General features: G+C 66.4%; 20 protein-coding genes. 2 read left to right on the top strand and 18 right to left on the bottom strand.

Annotated features, from left to right (window positions below; genetic code table 11):
• Window positions 1-38: 38 nt before the first annotated feature.
• From J2852_RS07080 to J2852_RS07060, 5 genes are all read right to left on the bottom strand, one after another.
• Entirely contained in the window at window positions 39-338 is a 300-nt protein-coding gene (locus J2852_RS07080) for a hypothetical protein (protein WP_209873008.1), read from the bottom strand.
• 237 nt (window positions 339-575) lie between these two features.
• On the bottom strand, window positions 576-869 hold the full coding sequence (locus tag J2852_RS07075; RefSeq protein ID WP_209873005.1) for a ferredoxin family protein: 294 nt from the start codon (window positions 867-869) through the stop codon (window positions 576-578).
• Window positions 866-2,167 (bottom strand): FAD-dependent monooxygenase, encoded by a 1,302-nt coding sequence (locus J2852_RS07070; protein WP_209873002.1) that lies wholly within the window; start codon window positions 2,165-2,167, stop codon window positions 866-868. The genes J2852_RS07075 and J2852_RS07070 overlap by 4 nt, the downstream gene beginning before the upstream one ends.
• Window positions 2,168-2,195: 28 nt before the next feature.
• Complete coding sequence (locus J2852_RS07065) at window positions 2,196-3,275, bottom strand: electron transfer flavoprotein subunit alpha/FixB family protein (protein ID WP_209872999.1); 1,080 nt, start codon at window positions 3,273-3,275, stop codon at window positions 2,196-2,198.
• A gap of 55 nt (window positions 3,276-3,330) precedes the next feature.
• The gene (locus J2852_RS07060; protein WP_209872996.1) at window positions 3,331-4,182 is read right to left on the bottom strand and encodes an electron transfer flavoprotein subunit beta/FixA family protein; all 852 of its coding nucleotides are present in this window, start codon (window positions 4,180-4,182) and stop codon (window positions 3,331-3,333) included.
• Window positions 4,183-4,396: 214 nt separating this feature from the next.
• On the opposite strand from J2852_RS07060, the gene J2852_RS07055 reads away from it, so the two are divergent.
• Window positions 4,397-6,127, top strand: coding sequence for a tetratricopeptide repeat protein (locus J2852_RS07055; RefSeq protein ID WP_209872993.1), 1,731 nt, complete (start codon window positions 4,397-4,399; stop codon window positions 6,125-6,127).
• Here J2852_RS07055 and nifW read toward each other — a convergent pair.
• The 6 genes from nifW to J2852_RS07025 all read right to left on the bottom strand — a co-directional run bounded on the left by nifW (window position 6,111) and on the right by J2852_RS07025 (window position 11,110).
• Complete coding sequence (nifW, locus tag J2852_RS07050) at window positions 6,111-6,440, bottom strand: nitrogenase-stabilizing/protective protein NifW (RefSeq protein ID WP_209872990.1); 330 nt, start codon at window positions 6,438-6,440, stop codon at window positions 6,111-6,113. The two genes, J2852_RS07055 and nifW, sit on opposite strands and share 17 nt — an antisense overlap.
• Window positions 6,437-7,249, bottom strand: coding sequence for a serine O-acetyltransferase (gene cysE, locus J2852_RS07045; RefSeq protein ID WP_209872987.1), 813 nt, complete (start codon window positions 7,247-7,249; stop codon window positions 6,437-6,439). Before cysE ends, nifW begins: the two co-directional genes overlap by 4 nt.
• A 16-nt stretch (window positions 7,250-7,265) precedes the next feature.
• A complete protein-coding gene (gene nifV / locus J2852_RS07040) occupies window positions 7,266-8,393 on the bottom strand; it encodes a homocitrate synthase (RefSeq protein ID WP_209872984.1) in 1,128 nt (375 codons plus the stop codon).
• A 129-nt stretch (window positions 8,394-8,522) separates the two neighbouring features.
• Window positions 8,523-9,728, bottom strand: coding sequence for a cysteine desulfurase NifS (gene nifS / locus J2852_RS07035; RefSeq protein WP_209872981.1), 1,206 nt, complete (start codon window positions 9,726-9,728; stop codon window positions 8,523-8,525).
• A 17-nt stretch (window positions 9,729-9,745) separates the two neighbouring features.
• Window positions 9,746-10,669, bottom strand: coding sequence for a Fe-S cluster assembly protein NifU (gene nifU, locus J2852_RS07030; RefSeq protein ID WP_209872978.1), 924 nt, complete (start codon window positions 10,667-10,669; stop codon window positions 9,746-9,748).
• A gap of 54 nt (window positions 10,670-10,723) precedes the next feature.
• The gene (locus tag J2852_RS07025; RefSeq protein ID WP_209872975.1) at window positions 10,724-11,110 is read right to left on the bottom strand and encodes a HesB/IscA family protein; all 387 of its coding nucleotides are present in this window, start codon (window positions 11,108-11,110) and stop codon (window positions 10,724-10,726) included.
• A 280-nt stretch (window positions 11,111-11,390) separates the two neighbouring features.
• On the opposite strand from J2852_RS07025, the gene J2852_RS07020 reads away from it, so the two are divergent.
• On the top strand, window positions 11,391-11,888 hold the full coding sequence (locus J2852_RS07020) for a hypothetical protein (RefSeq protein WP_209872972.1): 498 nt from the start codon (window positions 11,391-11,393) through the stop codon (window positions 11,886-11,888).
• A 121-nt stretch (window positions 11,889-12,009) separates the two neighbouring features.
• On the opposite strand, the gene fdxB is transcribed toward J2852_RS07020, so the two are convergent.
• The 7 genes from fdxB to nifK form a co-directional block, all read right to left on the bottom strand.
• Window positions 12,010-12,303 (bottom strand): ferredoxin III, nif-specific, encoded by a 294-nt coding sequence (fdxB, locus tag J2852_RS07015; RefSeq protein WP_209872969.1) that lies wholly within the window; start codon window positions 12,301-12,303, stop codon window positions 12,010-12,012.
• Window positions 12,304-12,351: 48 nt separating this feature from the next.
• Entirely contained in the window at window positions 12,352-12,558 is a 207-nt protein-coding gene (locus J2852_RS07010) for a CCE_0567 family metalloprotein (protein ID WP_209872966.1), read from the bottom strand.
• 10 nt (window positions 12,559-12,568) lie between these two features.
• Entirely contained in the window at window positions 12,569-13,045 is a 477-nt protein-coding gene (locus J2852_RS07005) for a NifX-associated nitrogen fixation protein (RefSeq protein ID WP_209872964.1), read from the bottom strand.
• A gap of 4 nt (window positions 13,046-13,049) precedes the next feature.
• Window positions 13,050-13,451, bottom strand: a complete 402-nt coding sequence (nifX, locus tag J2852_RS07000) for a nitrogen fixation protein NifX (RefSeq protein WP_209872961.1) — start codon at window positions 13,449-13,451, stop codon at window positions 13,050-13,052.
• A gap of 35 nt (window positions 13,452-13,486) precedes the next feature.
• Entirely contained in the window at window positions 13,487-14,869 is a 1,383-nt protein-coding gene (gene nifN / locus J2852_RS06995; protein WP_209872958.1) for a nitrogenase iron-molybdenum cofactor biosynthesis protein NifN, read from the bottom strand.
• Window positions 14,870-14,874: 5 nt separating this feature from the next.
• Window positions 14,875-16,266, bottom strand: coding sequence for a nitrogenase iron-molybdenum cofactor biosynthesis protein NifE (gene nifE, locus J2852_RS06990; protein ID WP_209872956.1), 1,392 nt, complete (start codon window positions 16,264-16,266; stop codon window positions 14,875-14,877).
• A gap of 279 nt (window positions 16,267-16,545) precedes the next feature.
• Window positions 16,546-18,105 carry a nitrogenase molybdenum-iron protein subunit beta gene (gene nifK, locus J2852_RS06985; protein ID WP_209872953.1) on the bottom strand — a complete coding sequence of 520 codons (1,560 nt, stop codon included), beginning with the start codon at window positions 18,103-18,105 and terminating at the stop codon, window positions 16,546-16,548.
• Window positions 18,106-18,109 lie beyond the last annotated feature (4 nt).

Raw genomic sequence — 18,109 nt, 5'->3', positions numbered from 1 at the left:
GCCCGGCGGGTGTGCAACGGACTGGCGGGATGCGGCCCTCAGTGAACCTTCACCTCGTTGCCGACATCCTTGCGGTAGACATGCACGTGATAGGCCGCCATCGGGTTGCGCCGGACGTAGTCGAGCAACTGCCGTTCCGTGTCGGGCGTTGCGTTGCGGATCAGCATCTGCCAAGCCGGCTCCATGGTCGCGCGGCGGGTTTCGTCCTGGGGCAGCATGATGAAGCCGGCCCATTCCGGGCGAAAGTCGGACAGATAGCTTTCCGCGTAATGCCGCATCATGGCCGCGTCGTTGACGTTGACCGATTTCATGTTTTCGAAACAGACACGAAGGTGCATCGCCTGTCTCCTCACTTCGGGGCATCGCTGCACGAGATATGAGTACAACAGGCGAGTTCGCCAACCGTCAGCCCCGCGGCCATCGCGGTGGCCATCACGGCAGCCAATCCGGTGTCATGAAAAAGCCCCTCCCCCGAACGCGGCGGGAGAGGGGCCCTAGTCTTGGCGGATAGGAGAGGGACCCGACCGGAGCCCGGGCGAACGCCTTGAGGCGCGCCTAGGCCCAGGGGCCGGTCCTCAGCCGAACTTATAACTGATGCCGTAGCCGCCGCGCGGGTAGTCCCACTGAATATTTTCCTTGTCCTGGCAGATCACGCGGCAGGTGCCGCATTCCAGGCAGCCGTCGGTGGCCAGCGTCACGGTGCCCGCCTCGTTCTTCGAATAGCAGGCCGCCGGGCAGCAGAAGGTGCAGGCCTGCGTCTCGCAGGTCTTGCACTCCGCCTCGCTCTTGATGCGGATGTGTGGGTGGTTTTCATCGACGATGTAGCGGTTCTGGTAGAGCTTCTCTTCGACCTTGACCATGATGCTCATCGCACGGCCCTCACCAGCTTGATTGCGTCACCGACCAGCCCGAAGACCGAGCGCTTCTTGACGAAGGACTTCATGATCTCCTTCTCCTTCGTCTTCTTGTCCACGCTGTCCACCGTGAACCAGTTGTGCGCGGCGGCCGTGATGGTGTCGGGGTAGGCGCCGAAGAACTGCTTGTTCTCGTGCATGATCCCCGGCAGGTTCCGGTACTTCCTGAGGTCCTTCATGATGAAGCTGTCGTCGAGCTTCTTCTTGTAAGCCGAAAGGTTGGAGGCGGTGTACGCCTTGCCGGCCTGCTTCAGCTCGATGACGGTCTCCGCCGCCATGCGGCCCGAGGCCATGGCAAGGTTGGAACCCTCGCGGTGCGCGGCGTTGTTGAAGTGCGCGGCGTCGCCGACCACCATCCAGCCGTCGCCGTAGAGCTGCGGAACCGCCTTGTAGCCGCCTTCCGGGATCATGTGGGCGGCGTATTCCTTCATCTCCGCGCCTTCGATCAGCGGCTTGATGACGGGGTGGTTCTTCAGATCCTCCAGCATCTTGTACGGCGGGCAGCTGCCGTGCTTGAAGTCGGAGATCAGACAGCCGATGCCGATCGTCAGCGATTCCTTGTTGGTGTACAGGAACGCCGTGCCGACCATGCCCTTGGTCACCTTGCCCATGATCTCGATGACCACGCCCTCGTCGCCCTTCAGGCCGAAGCGCTGCTGGATCAGCTGGGGATCGATGAACAGGATTTCCTTGACCGCCAGCGCCACGTTCTGCGGCTCCAGTTCCTCCTGATAGCCGGCGCGGCGGGCGAGCAGGGCGTTCACGCCGTCGGCCATGATGACCACGTCGGCGTGGATCTCCCCGCCCTCGCGGTCGGTGCGCACGCCGATCACCTTGCCCGACGCGTCGCGGATCAGCTCCGTGACCGTGGTCTCGCAGATCTGGAGGCCGCCGGCCTCGCGGATCTTTTCGGAGAACCACTTGTCGATGTTGGCGCGGATGATGGTGTAGCGGTTCGGCGCGTCGGTGTTGAAGGCTTCGGACCGGTAGTTGGTGCCGATGTAGTTGTCGTCGCCCAGCAGCCAGATGCGCTGTTCGATGATGTGGCGCTCGGTCGGGCAGTCGTCCCGGAAGTCCGGGATGATCTTCTCCAGCTCGGCGGCGTACATGATGCCGCCCTGGACGTTCTTGGCGCCGGGATACTCGCCGCGCTCCAACTGGAGAACGTTGAGGCCCTGCTTGGCCAGCGTGTAGGTCGCCGCGTTGCCGGACGGGCCGGCACCGATGACGATGGCGTCGAACTTTTCGACCATGTCCTTAGGGCTCCTTATCGTCCGGATATCAGCCGGCCAGCCGGTTGACCGACAGGCGCCGGGAGAAGGCGTCGGTCAGGGCTGGCAGGATCGTCAGCGCGTCGCCGACCAGGCCCTGGTGGGCGAAGTCAAAGATCGGCGCGTTCGGGTCGGTGTTGATCGCCAGGATCAGGTCGGACTTTTCCATGCCGACGCGATGCTGGATGGCGCCGGAGATGCCGGCGGCGATGTACAGCTTCGGGCGCACGGTCTTGCCGGTCTGCCCGACCTGACGGTCGAAGGTGGTCCAGCCGGCCTGCACCAGCGGGCGCGTCACGCCCACCTCGGCGCCCAGCACCTTGGCAAGGTCGAAGGCCAGCTTCAGGTTCTCCGGCTTACCCAACCCCTTGCCGGCCGCGACGATGATGTCGGCGAAGGCCAGCTGCGCCTCGTTCTGCTCGCGGTCGGCGATGAAGTTCAGCACCTTCGTGACGACGTCGTCTTCGCGCAGCTGCGGGAACACCTCGACGATGCGACCGACGCGGCTGTCGTCGCGTTCCGGCATGGACATCACGCGGGGGCGGACGGTGGCCATCTGCGGGCGGTAGGCCAGCGTCTGGATGGTGCAGAGAAGCGTTCCGCCGAAGGTCGGGCGCGTGGCCGCCAGCGAGCGGTTGTCCATGTAGATGTCGAGTTCCGTGCAATCCGCCGTCAGGCCGGTCGCCAGCGTGGTGGCGATGGCGCCCGCCAAGTCGCGGCCCAGCGTGGTGGCGCCCAGCAGCACGATTTCCGGCTTGTAGGCGTTGACCACGTCGGTCATCACCCGGCAGTACGGGTCGGTGCGGTAATCGGACAGGACCGGGTCGGTGACCTTGTAGACGATGTCCGCGCCATAGGAGAAGCTGTCGGCGCAGATGCGGTTCAGGTCCGGCCCTTCCGCGCCCAGCACCACGGCGCCGACCTCGACGCCCAGCTTGTCGGCCAGCTTGCGGGCCTCGCCCAGAAGCTCCAGCGACACGGAATGGACGATGCCGCGCTCCTGCTCCACGATCACCCACACGTCCTTGTAGACCTTCAGGTGTTCGGGAAGCTGGAACTTGCGTCCCTGCGGCTTGCTTGGTTCGCTCATCGGCGGATACTCCGGCGAGAAATCTTGGGGCGAAAGATCGGGGAATGAGCGCGCGTCACAGCCCGGCCGCGGCGCGGGCGAGCAGATCGTCGGCGAGCTTGGGCTGGGCGCCGAAGATGGCCTCGACGGCGGCCGAGGCCAGCGCCTCCGGGCTGCCGCCCTCGGCCTCGATCATCGTAGCCTTCTGGGCCAGCGGCTTGGGCACGAAGACCTTCGACACGACGGTCGGCGAGCCCTTGAGGCCGACCTTGGTCTCCTCGGCGCCGGTGGTGTCCTTGCTCCAGGTCTTCAGCGGGTAGCGGGCGGCGCGGAACATGTCGTCCATCTTGCCGAAGCGGATGGTGTTCGTGCCTTCCAGCATCGTGATCATGCAGGGCAGCTTGGTCTTCAGCACCTGCACGCCGCCTTCGGCGCGGCGCTGCACCACGATTTCCTTGGCATCGAGGTTCAGGTCCTCGATCTTCGTGATGTAGGTCAGCTGCTGGAAGCCCAGCCGCGTGGCGATGCCCGGGCCGACCTGCGCGGTGTCGCCGTCCACGGTCTGTTTGCCGCAGAAGACCAGATCGACCGGATCCTCCTCCGACAGCTTCAGGATGGCGGAGGTCAGCGCGTAGGAGGTCGCCAGCGTGTCCGACCCCGCGAACTTGCGGTCGGTCAGCAGAACCGCATCGTCGGCACCCAGCGACAGCGCCTTGCGCAGCGACGTTTCGGCCATCGGCGGTCCCATGGTCAGGACCGTGACGCGCGCGCCGACCTTGTCCTTGATCCGCAGAGCCTCTTCCAGCGAGAAGAGGTCGAAGGGGTTGATGATGGCCGGGACGCCTTGCCGCATGATCGTGTTCGTCACGGGGTGGATGCGAATCTGGGCGCTGTCGGGCACCTGCTTGATACAGACAACGATGTGCATCCCGGTCTCCTTGCTGTCGGCCGCCCGTCCCGGAGCGGCGATGGCCAGAACAGCAAGCGCCGTGCCATCCGTTCGCAACTGCGTTAGACCGTTGAAAACGCTTGGGTAAGGCGCTGCCCCGACATTGTCGCAAAGACGACAATCCGCTCCGATGTCGGCTTCGCAACAGCGGTTGTGGCCGCGCCGCCGCGCGGCGTGTAAGCTCCCCGCCACGATGTCCGCCACCGCCGATCTCCTCTCCGACGCCGTCCGTCTGCACCAGTCCGGCCAGTTGGCCGGGGCGGCCGACGCCTATTCCCGCATCCTGGCGGCCGAACCGCTGCACGCCGACGCGCTGCATCTGCTGGGCGTGGTTCGGGCGCAGGGCGGGCAGGTGCGCGAGGCGATCACGTTGATCGCACAGGCCGCCGCGCTCAACCCGGCCTCGGCCGCCTATCGCGGCAATCTGGCGAAGGCGACGCGCGGCGACTGGCCCGCCGTGGCGGCCGGTCTGCGCGCGGCCGGCGACGCCTTGTACGATCTTGGACACCCCGCCTTGGCCGTGACCTGTTACCGCGCCGCCCTGACCGTGCGTCCGGACGACGAGACGGCCTGGGGCAATCTGGCGCTGGCCATGCGCGATACCGGCCGGGTTGCCGAAGCCCTCGCGCCGATGCGGCGCGCCGCCGCGCTGGACCCGCGCGACGGGCAGATCGCGCTGCTGCTCGGCGGGCTGCATCTGGCCGCCCGTGATCCCGCGTCGGCGGAGACGGTGTTCCGAGCCCTCCTATTGGCGCAGCCGGAGCACGCGACGGCGCGCCTCGCTCTTGCCAACGCGGTGAAGTCGTCCGGCCGGTTTGACGAGGCGGTGGGGCTGTACCGGGCGGCGCTGGCCGTGGCGCCGGGCGAGGCGACGCCCTGGTTCAACCTGGGCGTCACGCTGGGCGACCTGGATCGGCACGGCGATTCCGTTGCGGCCTACCGGCGGGCGGCGCGGCTCGATCCTGGGAATGCGGATGTCCGCTACAACCTGTCCCACGCGCTGCTGATCACCGGGCAATATGAGGACGGCTGGCCGGCCTTCGAGGCGCGCTTCCAATGCGGCGTGACCATTCCCGAGCGGGGTCGACCCTGGTGGCGCGGGGAGCCGCTGGAGGGACGCACCGTCCTGCTCTATGGGGAGCAAGGGCATGGCGACGCCATCCAGTTCATCCGTTACGCGTCGATGGTCGCGCAGGCCGGCGGCCGGGTGGTGGTGGAATGCCTGCCGGCGCTGACCCGCCTGTTCGCCCGCGTGGAGGGCATCGCCGAGGTGCACCCGCTGGGCGGGGCAACCGACTTCGACCTGTTCTGTCCGTTGATGAGCCTGCCGGCGCTGTTCGGCACGTCGCTCGCCACCGTTCCGGCCGAGGTGCCTTACCTGGACGGCACCGCCGCCGGTGAAGACCGCTTCGCTGATTTGTGGCCGGCGGGCGAGGGGGCGCTGACGGTGGGGCTGGTCTGGGCGGGGGATCCGCACGTGGCCGACGCGCGCTGGAGCCGCGCGGACAAGCGCCGCAGCATCCCGCTGGCCGGCTTCGCGCCGCTGCTGGAGATCCCCGGTCTGCGCCTCGTCAGTCTGCAAAAAGGTACCGCCGCCGAACAGGCGCGTCAGGCTCCCTTCGCGGGGCGCATTCTGGACGTGATGGATCAGGCGGCGGATTTCGCCGACACGGCGGCGCTGGTGCGCCGGCTCGACCTCGTCATCAGCGTCGATACGGCGGTGGCGCATCTGGCCGGCGCGCTGGGCGTGCCGGTGTGGGTGCTGTCCCGCTTCGACGGGTGCTGGCGCTGGATCATCGGGCGCGAGGACAGCCCCTGGTACCCGACCGCCCGCGTGTTCCGCCAGGACCGGCTGGACGACTGGCAGCCGGTGCTCGACCGCGTGGCGGCCGAGCTGCGCGGACTCGTCACGCGGTCGGGGTGAGCAGCGCGTCCAGCGGCACGAAGCGGTCGGCCATCCGGCGCGCCTCGTCCTTGTGGACCTTGAAGGTCTTCTCCGCGATGGCGTTGGACACGACGAAGTCCTGATAGGCGCGCTCCAGATGGGTTTGGTAGCGGGCCGCCATGCCTTCGTCGTCCAGGGACTCCAGGCCGGTGTCGGCGGCCAGATAGTCGTGGAAGCGCTGCAGGATGTGCAGGCGGTTCACGTTGACCACGCGCTGCTCGTAGCGGACGCCGAGAAAGCGCAGGAAGTCCTCGGCAGTCTCCAGATCGTCCAGATCGTCCTTGAAGCTCATGTCAGGGCTCCTGTGCAAGAGGTGTGTTCCTGGTCGCAGATGTTGCCGCAGGCGTCGCAGGAAACGCCGTCCAGCGCGATCCTGCCGAGCGGGGTGAGGGGGCGCGCGGCCTCTTCGGCGGCGTGCGCCTCCAGCCGCGCCTCGATGCGGTTGATGTGGTCGATCAGGCAGGAAATCGCCTTGCCGACCGGGTCCGGCATCAGATGGTGGTCCAGGTCGATGCCGTGCGCGGCCAGACGGCGCTGCGTGTCGGGCCGGACGACGCGGCCGGGGATGCCGACCACCGTCATGCCGTCCGGCACGTCCTTGGTAACGACCGAGTTGGCGCCGACGCGGCAGCCGGCGCCGACCGTGATCGGGCCCAGGATCTTGGCCCCGGCCCCGACCAGAACGCCGTCCTTCAGCGTCGGGTGGCGCTTGCCCTTGGTCCAGGAGGTGCCGCCGAGCGTCACCCCGTGATAGATCGTCACGTCGTCGCCGACTTCCGCCGTTTCGCCGATCACCACGCAGGCGCCGTGGTCGATGAAGAAGCGGCGGCCGATGGTGGCGCCGGGATGGATGTCGATGTTGGTGACGCCGCGCGCCAAGTAAGACAGGAAGCGTGCCGGCCAGCGCAGGCCCCGCTGCCACGCGGCGTTGGCAAGGCGATAGACGATCAGCGCATGGATGCCGGGGTAACAGGTCAGCACGTCCAGCGTGTTGCGCGCGGCCGGGTCGCGGTCGAAGATGCAGGCCACATCCTCGCGGACCAGCCGCCAGAGGCCGGGGGCCTTCATGTCGAGTTCCGAGCGAGCGTCGATGGCGGCCATGGGCATCCTCCGGACTCTAGCGGTGGGCTGCGGCGTGGAAGGCGACCAACTCATCCGCCGTCGGCGCGCGCTTGGCGCGGGTGGCGAGCGCGCGGACCTGCGGCAGCACCGCCTGCGCCGTCGCGTCGTCGCAGTCCATGCCGAGTTGGCCGTAGGCCATCTTCACCGCCGCGCTGCCGGAATGCTTGCCCAGCACGATGCGGTGTTCGCGCCCCACATCGGCCGGGTCGAAATTCTGGTAGGTGGCGCGGTCGCGCAGCAGGCCGTCCACATGGATGCCGGCCTCGTGCGTGAAGACCGCAGCGCCGACGATGGACTTGTTGACGGCCACCGGCCGGTTGGACGCCCGCTCCACGAGGTCGGAGATCGGCCCGAGCGCCCTGGTGTTCACGCCCGTGTCGAGGCCGTAGAGCACCTTCAGCGACACCACCACCTCTTCCAGCGGCGCGTTGCCGGCGCGCTCGCCGAGGCCGTTGACCGTGGTGTTGACGTGCGTCGCCCCGCCCAGCACGGCGGCCAGCGAGTTGGCGTTGGCGAGGCCCAGATCGTCGTGTGCGTGGATCTCGATTTCCAGATCGGTGTTGCTGCGCAGCCGTTCGATGCAGGCGCGCGTCTGGAAGGGGTCGAGCACGCCCAGCGTGTCGGCGAAGCGGAAGCGCCGCGCGCCGGCCTCCTGCGCCACGGTGGCGGCGGCCAGCAGGAAGTCCATGTCGGCGCGGCTCGAATCCTCGCCGCCCAGACTGACCTCAAGGCCGAGGTCGCGGGCCTGTTTCACCTTGCGTTCGATTTCCGACAAGGCCCAGGCGCGGGAGCGCTTCAGCTTCTTGGTGATGTGGATGTCGGACACCGGCATCGACAGGTTGACGAAGCCGACGTTGCAGCTCAGCGCCGCCTTCAGGTCGGTGTCGTGCATGCGGCACCACACCATCAGCCGGGCCTTTAACCCCAGCGAGGCAACGGCGCGGATGCCCTCGCGCTCCTCCTCGCCCATGGCGGGGATGCCGATTTCCAGCTCCGGGACGCCGGCCTCGTCGAGCGCGCGGGCGATGGCGATCTTTTCGTTGAGCGTGAAGGCCACGCCCGCCGTCTGCTCCCCGTCGCGCAGCGTCGTGTCGTTGATGATGGCCGAACCAGCCCTCAGCATTCTGTCACGTCCTCGAAGCGGTGGGAGAGGGAAGGGGGGTGTCGCAGACCGGGCCGGGGAACCTCGTCCGGCGGGTGTCGTCGGGCGGGTTGCCGGGGCGAAGGCCCGGCCCGGCCTGCGATCTCGGTGTTACGAATAAACGGGCGCGAACTCCTTGGGCTTGCCCGCCTCCTGCGCCCAGTAGGGCGAGAGCGAGCGCAGCTTGGCGATGATGCCGGGGACCACCTCGATCACCCGGTCGATCTCCGCCTCGGTCGTGTCGCGCGACAGGGAGAAGCGCGTGGCGCCGTGCGCCGCCGTGTAGGGCACGCCCATGGCGCGCATCACATGGCTGGGCTCCAGCGAACCGGAGGTGCAGGCCGACCCCGACGACGCGGCGATGCCGTGCTCGTTCAGCAGCAGCAGGATCGCCTCGCCCTCGATGTACTCGAAGGCCACGTTGCAGGTGTTGGGCAGCCGGTTGTCCGGGTTGCCGGTGACGAAACAGTTGGGCACCGCCGCGAGGATCGCCTGCTCCAGCTTGTCGCGCAGGGCCTTCACCCGCGTGTTCTCGTCGGCCATGTGGTGCAGGGCGAGCTGGGCCGCAGCGCCCAGACCCACGATGCCCGGCGCGTTTTCCGTGCCGGCGCGGCGCGAGCGCTCCTGGTGGCCGCCGCGCAGCATCGGGCGGAAACGCAGGCCGCGCTTTACGTACAGCGCGCCGATGCCCTTGGGGGCGTGCAGCTTGTGGCCGGACAGAGACAGCATGTCCACGGCGCTGTCGGCGAGCTTCATCGGGATCTTGCCGACCGCCTGCACCGCGTCGGTGTGGAACACCGCGCCCACGGCCTTGGCGAGCTTGGCGAGATCCTCGATCGGGAAGATCGTCCCGGTCTCGTTGTTGGCCCACATGATGGAGACGATGGCGACGTCCTCGGTCAGGGCCGCCTTATAGGCGTCGATATCCAGGTTGCCCTTGCCGTCCACGCCGATGCGGTGGACGGTGTAGCCGCGCTTCTTCTCCAGATAGTCGCACAGCGCCAGGACGGCGGGGTGCTCGACCACGCTGGTGACGATGCTCTTCTTCTTCGGGTAGGCCTCCAGCGCCGAGAGGATCGCGGTGTTGTCGCTTTCCGTGCCGCCGGAGGTGAAAACGATCTCGCTGTCGTGGGCGGCGCCCAGCAGAGCCTGCACCTGCTTGCGCGCCCACTCGATCTTGCCGCCGACGGCGGCGCCGAAGGCGTGCATGGAGGACGGGTTGCCGAACTGTTCGGTGAACAGCGGCAGCATCTCCGCCAGCACGTCCGGATCGACGCGGGTCGTGGCGTTGTTGTCGAGGTAGATGCCTTGGGTCATGGGCTTAGGCTCCCCCCTCAATTCGCTGAAACTGGCAGGAGGGAGGCGGGCTTGACGCGGACGAACTCGCCCAGCGCCTCGACCAGCTTGGCCTGCACGCCCATCATGGTGCCGGCCGACTGCGAACAGCCGGAGCAGGCGCCGGTCAGGCGCACGTAGATGTCCTTGCCGTCGATGTCCACCAGCTCCACGTCGCCGCCGTCGCGCTGGATCTGCGGGCGCAGTTCCTCGATGGCGAACATGATCTTCTGCATGCGCTGGACGTTGGTCAGCTTCGGAGCAGCGGCCGGCTCGGCCTTGGGCTGCAGCGGCTTGATGGCGTCGAGGCCGACCGTGCCGGGGGCGTGCGCCTTGGCCGGGGCCAGCGCGCCGGTCTTGGCGAGCACGGCCTCCAGCACCTCCTCGATCTTCTCGTGGCAGGTCTGGCAGGAACCGCCGGCCTTGGTGTAGTGGGTGACCTCTTCCAGCGTGGTCAGGCCGTTGACGGTCACCGCGCGCTCGATCATCGCCGCGTCGATGCCGAAGCACTTGCAGACCAGTTCGCCTTCCTCGTGGTCGTCCACCCATTCCTCGCCCTTGAAGTTGGCGATGGCGGCGCGCAGCGCCTCGGCGCCCATGACGGAGCAGTGCATCTTTTCCGGCGGCAGGCCGCCCAGATACTCGGCGATGTCGCGGTTGGTGACGGCAAGCGCCTCGTCCACCGTCTTGCCGATGATCATCTCGGTCAGCGCCGAGGAGGACGCGATGGCCGAGCCGCAGCCGAAGGTCTGGAACTTCGCCTCTTCGATGACCTGGCTGTCGGGGTTCACCTTCATCATCAGCTTCAGCGCGTCGCCGCAGGTGATCGACCCGACCTCGCCCACGGCGTTCGCCTCATCCAGCGCGCCGGCGTTCTTCGGGTTGAAGAAGTGTTCCTTGACCTTGTCGGTGTAGTTCCACATGACGCCTTGCCTTGTTCCGCCTGACCGGGGAGTGGGGACCGTGTTCGGGAATGATCAGTGGTGCGTGCCGGGGGTGCCGCAGCCCGAAGACGGAGACGCCGACGAGCAGCCGCCGCCGGGACCGGCCGAGAAGGACTTGCCGCAGCCGCAGCTGCTGGCCGCGTTGGGGTTGTCGAACTTGAAGCCCGAACCCTCGATCCCTTCGACGAAATCGACCACGACGCCGTCGAGGAAGGGCTGGCTGTTGGAGTCCACGAAGATTTTGACCGCGCCGAATTCCAGCACCGCGTCGTCGTCACCGGCCTCGGCCTCCAGGCCCATCTGGTACTTCATGCCGGCGCAGCCGCCGTCCGTCACCGCGATGCGCAGACCCGCGGCACCACCGGATTTCGTCAGAACCTGCTCCAGGGTGCTCACCGCCGATTCCGTCAGGGTCACCATGTCTGCCGCCTCCTAAAGCATCCGTCGGATGTGCCGACTGAATTCTGCAAGAGACTAAGCAAGCGGCGGGCCAACTCATAAGATATTGATTTTCAACGTTTGTTGGGCCGAATTGGCTGGCGTGTTCCTGACATTGTCGGTTTGGGGTGATGTCGGGTTTGTGACAGATGCGACAAGAAGACGCACAAGAAAAGTAGGGGCTTTTGAAAATACGGCCACCGCACCATACAGGGTCGTCAGTCGGACGCATTGTGGCGACAATCAGCAGAAGGGAAGGGGCATGAACCGGCCGATCGAATTGCGGATTCCCGACGGGCGCATGGCCTTCGGCGACGTGCCGGAGCACATCGATGAGCGCCTGCAGGCGGCGGTGAAGGCCCGCCACGACCCGGCGGCATGCGAAGCGCTGCTGTGGGAGGCGCACCGTCTGGGGCCGCGCGTGCTGCCGGTCTTTTATGCGCTGTACAAATTCTACTTCAACCGCAAGCGGCTGGCCGACGCGGAGCGCGTGGCGCTGATCGGCCTGGACGCCGCGGCGCGCGAGGGTGGCTTCTCCGGCGACTGGCGCAGCCTGACGGCGGACAGCACCGACTGGACAAAGGAGGGGGCACCGCGCTTTTTTCTGTTCACGTTGAAGGCGCTGGCCTTTATCAGCCTGCGCCGCGACCGTGTGGACGAGGCGCTCGCCATCCTCGACAAATTGTCGGAAATCGACCCGCTGGATCACGTCGGCTATGGCGTGATCGCCGCGCTTGCACGGGGGGTGGGCGAGGGGTGAGGAATTTCGTGGAGTTGTAGCGGCGGGCCCCCACCCTGACCCTTCCCCAGCTTTGGCGGGGGAGGGGATTTATGGCGCCACTCCACCGCGTCCCCGCCGGATTCAGCGCGGTGGCCCGGGGTCAGGCGGCCTGCGGCAGATTGGTGATGCAGCTCTTGGAGCAGACCTTGGCGCAGCTCTCGCAGCCGACGCAGTTGCCGCCGGTCTTGATGCTCATGACCTTCTTCTCGGCCTCGTCGTCGAAAGCGTCCACGATGTCGCCGTCTTCGGTGATGCCGATCAGTTCCAGCACGTCGCGGCCACAGACCTTGAAGCAGCGGCCGCAGCCGATGCACTGCTTCCGGTCGATGTTTTCCACGAATTTCGGCGTCCAGGCGGTGCCGCCGCGTGTGGTGCCGGTCACGAACTCAGCCATGCTTCACTCCTCGTACAATGCGGTGTTTTTGTCGGGGGGCGGTAGGGATCAAGCCGACGCCTTTTCCAGCGCCTTCAACTCGGCGCGCTTTTCGGTCAGCGTCTTGTAAGCGTCGTAGGTTTCCTGGGCGACGTGCAGGATGTTCTGCCAGTTCTGCGGCAGCTCCTCCGACAGGTCGTGCAGATCCATCTTCTTCTTCGTGGCGCGGGCGTTGAGCTTCTTGATCTCGTCTTTCAGCGCGTCGATGCCGCTCATGTCGGAATCCTCACAGATCGGCCACTTCGGGATATTTCCGGATCAGCGCGACGGCCTCCCCGACGATCTTGGCGCCGTCCGCCGACAGCTTCTCCAGGCTCGGGAAGCCGAAGCGGTGCACGTCGCGCAGGTGCTTCGACACGACGACCAGACGGCCGGAGGTCAGCACGATGCGGCCAAAGCCCTCGTGGCTCATCTTCATCATCACCGAGGCCATGATGCCGGTCTTCTTCTCCACCATCAGACCGACGGCCTTGTAGAAGAGTTCGAGGCGCCACAGCGTGTCGGGATCCGGGTCGCCCATGATCGGGATGGCGGCGCGGGCTTCCTTGTCCAGGACGAAGGGGGCGAGGATGGTCTCGTCGCTCTTGCCCTCCCACGCGCCATAGCTGTCCTCGGCACGGAACAGCATGACCAGAGTCTTCAGGTATTCCTGGGCGAGATCGCCATCAATTTCTTTCGGGGGGGCCACGGTGGTGTCGGCCATGGTCTCAATCCTCCTCGTCGAACGCGAATTCCTGGGGTTGGCCGGCGGACAGGGCCTTGCGCAGCCAGGGCGGCGGGTTGCCGTTGATGGTCTCGACCAGCCGGTCGAGCAGGGTGGAGATGCTCTCGGTGGCCTCCACCTTCACGGGATGGATCTTCTTCGCCACGACGCGCGCGGCGGCCGAGGCGCCGATGGCCGACAGGTAGACGATGGCGCAGTCGGCCAGGGCCTCCAGCTTCGGGATCAGCTTGTCCTCGTTGCCGTCCTCGAACATCGAGCCGCCGAACTGGCAGGTCTCGACCAGCGAGTAGCCGGTCTTGTCCACCTCGTAGATCACGATGTTCTTGGCCCAGCCGAAATGCGCATCGACGTGCTGCATGTCCTGGGTGCAGAAAGCGACCTTCATGGATCCTCCTTTGGGCGAATTGCCGCCCACCAAACTCAGCCGGCGCTGCATCCGCATGACCCGCCCCCACACCCGTGGCTCTGCCCATCTCTCTGATCGGCGTGGTGTTCGTCGTGGTCCATCTCGCGGGACAGGAACAGGTTGCCGATTTCGCACAGCAGCTCGCGGGTGCCGCGATAGCCGACGTTGATTTTCAGGCCCGCGCCCAGCCGGTCGAACATCGGCAGGCCCATGCGGTGCAGCGGCACGCCGATGCGCGCCGCACCCTGGCGGCCGTGCGAGTTGGACACGATCAGGTCAGCGTCGCGCGCCAGCGTTTCGACGTCCGAGTGGTCGCCGACCATCACGGTCGCGGCCTTCAGCTTCTCCAGCACCGCCGTCTGCGTGGGCGACACGGCGGCGATCACCTCCGCGCCCATCTCGCCGAGAAAGCTGGTGACGGCAAAGAGCAGGTCCGGTTCCAGCGCCACGGCGATGCGCTTGCGGCTGAAGAAGAAATGCCCGTCGAGCATAGCGTCCACCAAACTCTCGCGCTGGCGGCGGACCCTGGCCGGCACCGGGCGGCCGGACAGGTCCGACAGGGTGCGGATCAGCCGGTCGGACGCCTCCAGCCCGGTCAGCCGGTCGAAGAAGATCGAGCGCACGTCGGTCTTCAGCTCCAGCGCGGCCCCGGCGATGCGCATGTGCTCGCCAACGACCAGCGTGGCCTCCGACGCGCCCATGGCGGCGATCCGCTCCACCGTCACGCCGCCGAGCGAGGTGGCGGTGAAGTCGGTCGGCTGACGACCGGACATGGACAGCGACAGGTCGGGCAGGAAGATCGGCGACAGGCCGAACCCCTCGATCAGGTCGCGCAGTTCCTCGATGTCGCCCGGCGTCAGCTGGCAGCCGGCCAGCACGTTGACCTGCCCCTTCACCGTGGTGGTGGAGGGCTGGACGACCTCCTCAATGATGCCGGTCACCGCCTTGCCGAAGCCGTCCTCGAAGCCGCCGGAGAAGTCGGGGGTGTTAGCGAAAACCAGCTTCAGGTCGGCAAGGCCAGGGTTGCGCTGGCGGAACAGATTGTACTGCCCGCCCATGTCCTCGCCCTTGGTCTCGGTGACGCCGGTCGTAGCGACGCCGATCAGGGCGGGGGCGTTGCGCTCGTGGATGGTGCGGAGCGCCTGCTCCAGATTGTCGTAGCCGCCGAGGATGGTGGAGACCTGATCCATGGCGGTGGTTTGCAGCGGGATCGCCTCGCGGAAGTGCCGCACCAGCAGGACCAGACCGAAGGCCGTGCAGCCCTGGGACCCGTGGAACAGCGGCATGCTGCGGTCCACGCCGAGAAAGGCGAGCGCCGCGCCCAGCGGCTGGCTCATCTTCAGCGGGTTGGTGGCGGCCGCCTTGGCGGAGTGGGGAAAGCGCTGGATGGTGCCCATGGCGATCAGACCTCCCCCGACTTGGTGTCCCAGGGCGCGGGAAGTCGAACCTGCCGCCAGATCGGGTTGGACAGCGTCTTGTCGATTTCCTCACACAGGTTGACGATGCCGTCGTAGCCCGCGAAAGCCGTGTGGCGCTCCTGGTTGAGGTCGAGCCACGGCACCTTGGCCTTCAGCGCGATGAACTGCGACCGGCCGCCGGACATCAGGATGTCGGCCTCGCTCTCGCGCAGCATCTTGTAGATGTCCTTGGGCTTCAGGTCGTCCCACTGGTGGAACTCCTCGCCCTTCATCTTCTTGATGCGGTCCTTGTCCTCCGTCGTGGACTTCTTGGTCGAGGTGCCGACGATGGTCAGCCCGGCGCCTTCCAGCGCGCTGACCATCGACCAGCTCTTCACGCCGCCGGTGAACAGCAGGACGCGCTTGCCCTCGAAGCGCGGCTTGTAGGGTTCCAGCCGCCGCCAGACGCGGCTTTCCTCGCGGGCGATGACGCTTTCGGCGCGGTCGATGATCGCCGTGTCGGCACCGCGCTCCACCAGCATGCGCGTCATGGTGCGCAGCGTGTCCGACATGTCCGACACGCCGTAGAAGGAGCCTTCGAAGTAGGGGATGCCCCAGCGCTCCTGCATCTTGCGGCCGACGTTCACCAGGGCCTGGGAGCAGACCACCATGGTCAGCCGCGCCCGGTGGGCCATCGCCACCTCGTTGTAGCGCCCGTCGCCGGAGATGCAGGACAGCAGGCGGATGCCGATCTCTTCCAGCAGCGGTTTTACCAGCCACAGTTCGCCGGCAAGGTTGTATTCGCCGACGATGCAGATGTCGGTCGGGGTCGTGTGTTCCGGCTCCACCGTGCCGATGACGTGGTCGAGCAGCGTCTCGCCGGCCAGCTTGTTGCCGAGGTTCTTCGAACCAACGAAGCCCGGCGCCATCACCGGGATCACCGGCTTGCCGAGCTTTTTCGCGGCGAACTTGCACACGGCCTCCACGTCGTCGCCGATCATGGCGGGGACGCAGGTCTGGTAGACGAAGACGGCCGGCGGGTCGTACTGCTGGATGACTTCCTTGATCGCCTTGTAGAGCTTCTTTTCACCGCCGTGGATGATGTCGAGTTCCGACATGTCGGTGGTGAAGCCCGTCCGGTAGAGCTGCGCGCCCGACGACTTGGTGCCCCGGTTGTCCCAGCTGTTGCCGAGGCAGGCGATCGGCCCGTGCACGAGGTGTGCGGCGTCCGCGATGGGCTGCAACGCGATCATAGCGCCGTCGTAGGCGCAGCCGCCGGCGGCGGCCCCCGGCTTCAGGGCCTTGGAGCAGCCCTTCTTGCGCTCCTTCTCCGACTTGGCCTGATTGGTCGAGCAACCCGGCTCGTTGAAGACCTCTTGGAGCTTTTCCTGGAGCATGTCCATCTCCCGCCTATCGCCACATGGGCAACGCTGGCGGGTTATATGCAGGGCGTGTGCCACCGCATAAGACGTTGATTCGCAATAATTGTCGGTTCGGGCATGGCTGTGCGATAGCTGACAATCACGGGGCTTTGTCGGGTGTTCGACAGCAAAAGCGTCTCCCGGGGCGGGAGAGGGAGACACAAAAAAAGCCGGAAACCACCTTCCGGCGGCTTCCGGCTTTTCCTGGGAAGCGGCGGGACGGGGGATGGATGCCCCCGCCCCAACCGTTTTCCGTCAGCGGACGAGGTCGAACGAGTAGTCGGTCTTGCCGACCTCGTTGGTGGTCGCGTCCATGTCCTCGAAGATCCGATCCAGAATGCGCACCAGCACGTTCAGAGCGCCCTGGTAGCCCCAGGTCGGGTAACGGTGATGGTGGTGGCGGTCGAAGATCGGGTAGGTCAGGCGGATGAGCGGAACCTTGGTGTCGCGCTCCAGATACTTGCCGTAGCTGTTGCCGATGATGTAGTCCACCTTGTCGGTGAAGATCAGCGACCGCAGGTGCCACAGATCCTTGCCGCCGTAGGCCTTGCCGGACTTGCCGAACGGCGAGGCGTCGAGCGTCTTCTGGACCTGCTTCTCCCACTTCTTCGAACCCGAGGTGGAGAGGATGTGCACCGGCTCGGCACCCAGCTCCATCAGGAACTTGGACATGCCCAGACAGAAGTCCGGGTCGCCGTACACGGCGAAGCGCTTGCCGTGCAGGTGGGTGTGGCTGTCGGCGATGGCGTCGACCAGACGGCCGCGCTCCAGCTTCAGCTCGGCCGGGACGGCCTTGCCCGACAGTTCCGACAGCTTCAGGAGCAGTTCGTCGGTCGCCGCAACACCCAGCGGGTAGTTGAACTTGGCGACGTCCTGGCCCTTCTCCTTGATGAACTGGAGGGTCTGCGGGGTGTTGTACTCCTGCATGGAGATGGTGGCCTTGGCGTGGACGGCCGCCTTGGTGGCCTCCAGCGTCGTGCCGCCGTCGTACATGCGGTATTCGCCGTCCGCTGGGGTGTCGAAGTTGTCCGACACGTCCGACAGGATGGTCATGTCGATGCCGAACAGGCCGGCGATGCGCTTCAGCTCGCGGTTGTTGCCGACCGCATACCCGTCGAAGCCCGGGATCAGGTTGATCGTCTCGTTCTTCGGGGTGTCGAAGTTCTCCGACGTGCCCCAGAAGTGCGTGAGGATGCCCTTGATCATGTTGTCGTAGCCGACGATGTGGCTGCCGACGAAGGCCGGGGTGTGCGCGAACGGGACCGGGAAGTCCGCCGGCACGCTTTCCTTGTTCTTCGCGTTCTGGATGAAGCCCTGCAGGTCGTCGCCGATGACTTCGGCCATGCAGGTGGTCAGAACGGCGATCATCTTCGGCTTGTAGAGCGAATAGGCGTTCGCCAGGCCGTCGATCATGTTGTTCAGGCCGCCGAACACCGCCGCGTCTTCCGTCATCGACGAGGAGACCGCCGAGTTCGGCTCCTTGAAGTGGCGGGTCAGGTGCGTGCGGTAGTAGGCGACGCAGCCCTGCGAGCCGTGGACGAAGGGCAGGGTGCCCTCGAAGCCCTGGGCCGCGAACATCGCGCCGATCGGCTGGCAGGCCTTGGTCGGGTTGATGACGATGGCTTCACGGGCGAAGTTCTTGGCCTTGTACTCTTCCGACTTGGTCCATTCGGAAACGCGAGCGACTTCCTCGTCGGAGTGGCCGTACTCGAACTCCTTCTTCTTCCGCTCGAACAGATCCTGGTATTCGGGCTGGCGGAACAGCGTGAAGTGGTCGATGACCTTGTCGGCGCTCTGGGAAACGGGGTGGGACATCTTC

The sequence above is a fragment of the Azospirillum soli genome, from assembly GCF_017876165.1.
In the GTDB taxonomy this organism is placed as follows: Bacteria; Pseudomonadota; Alphaproteobacteria; order Azospirillales; family Azospirillaceae; genus Azospirillum; species Azospirillum soli.
This window is presented reverse-complemented; position numbering and strand designations above follow the sequence as displayed.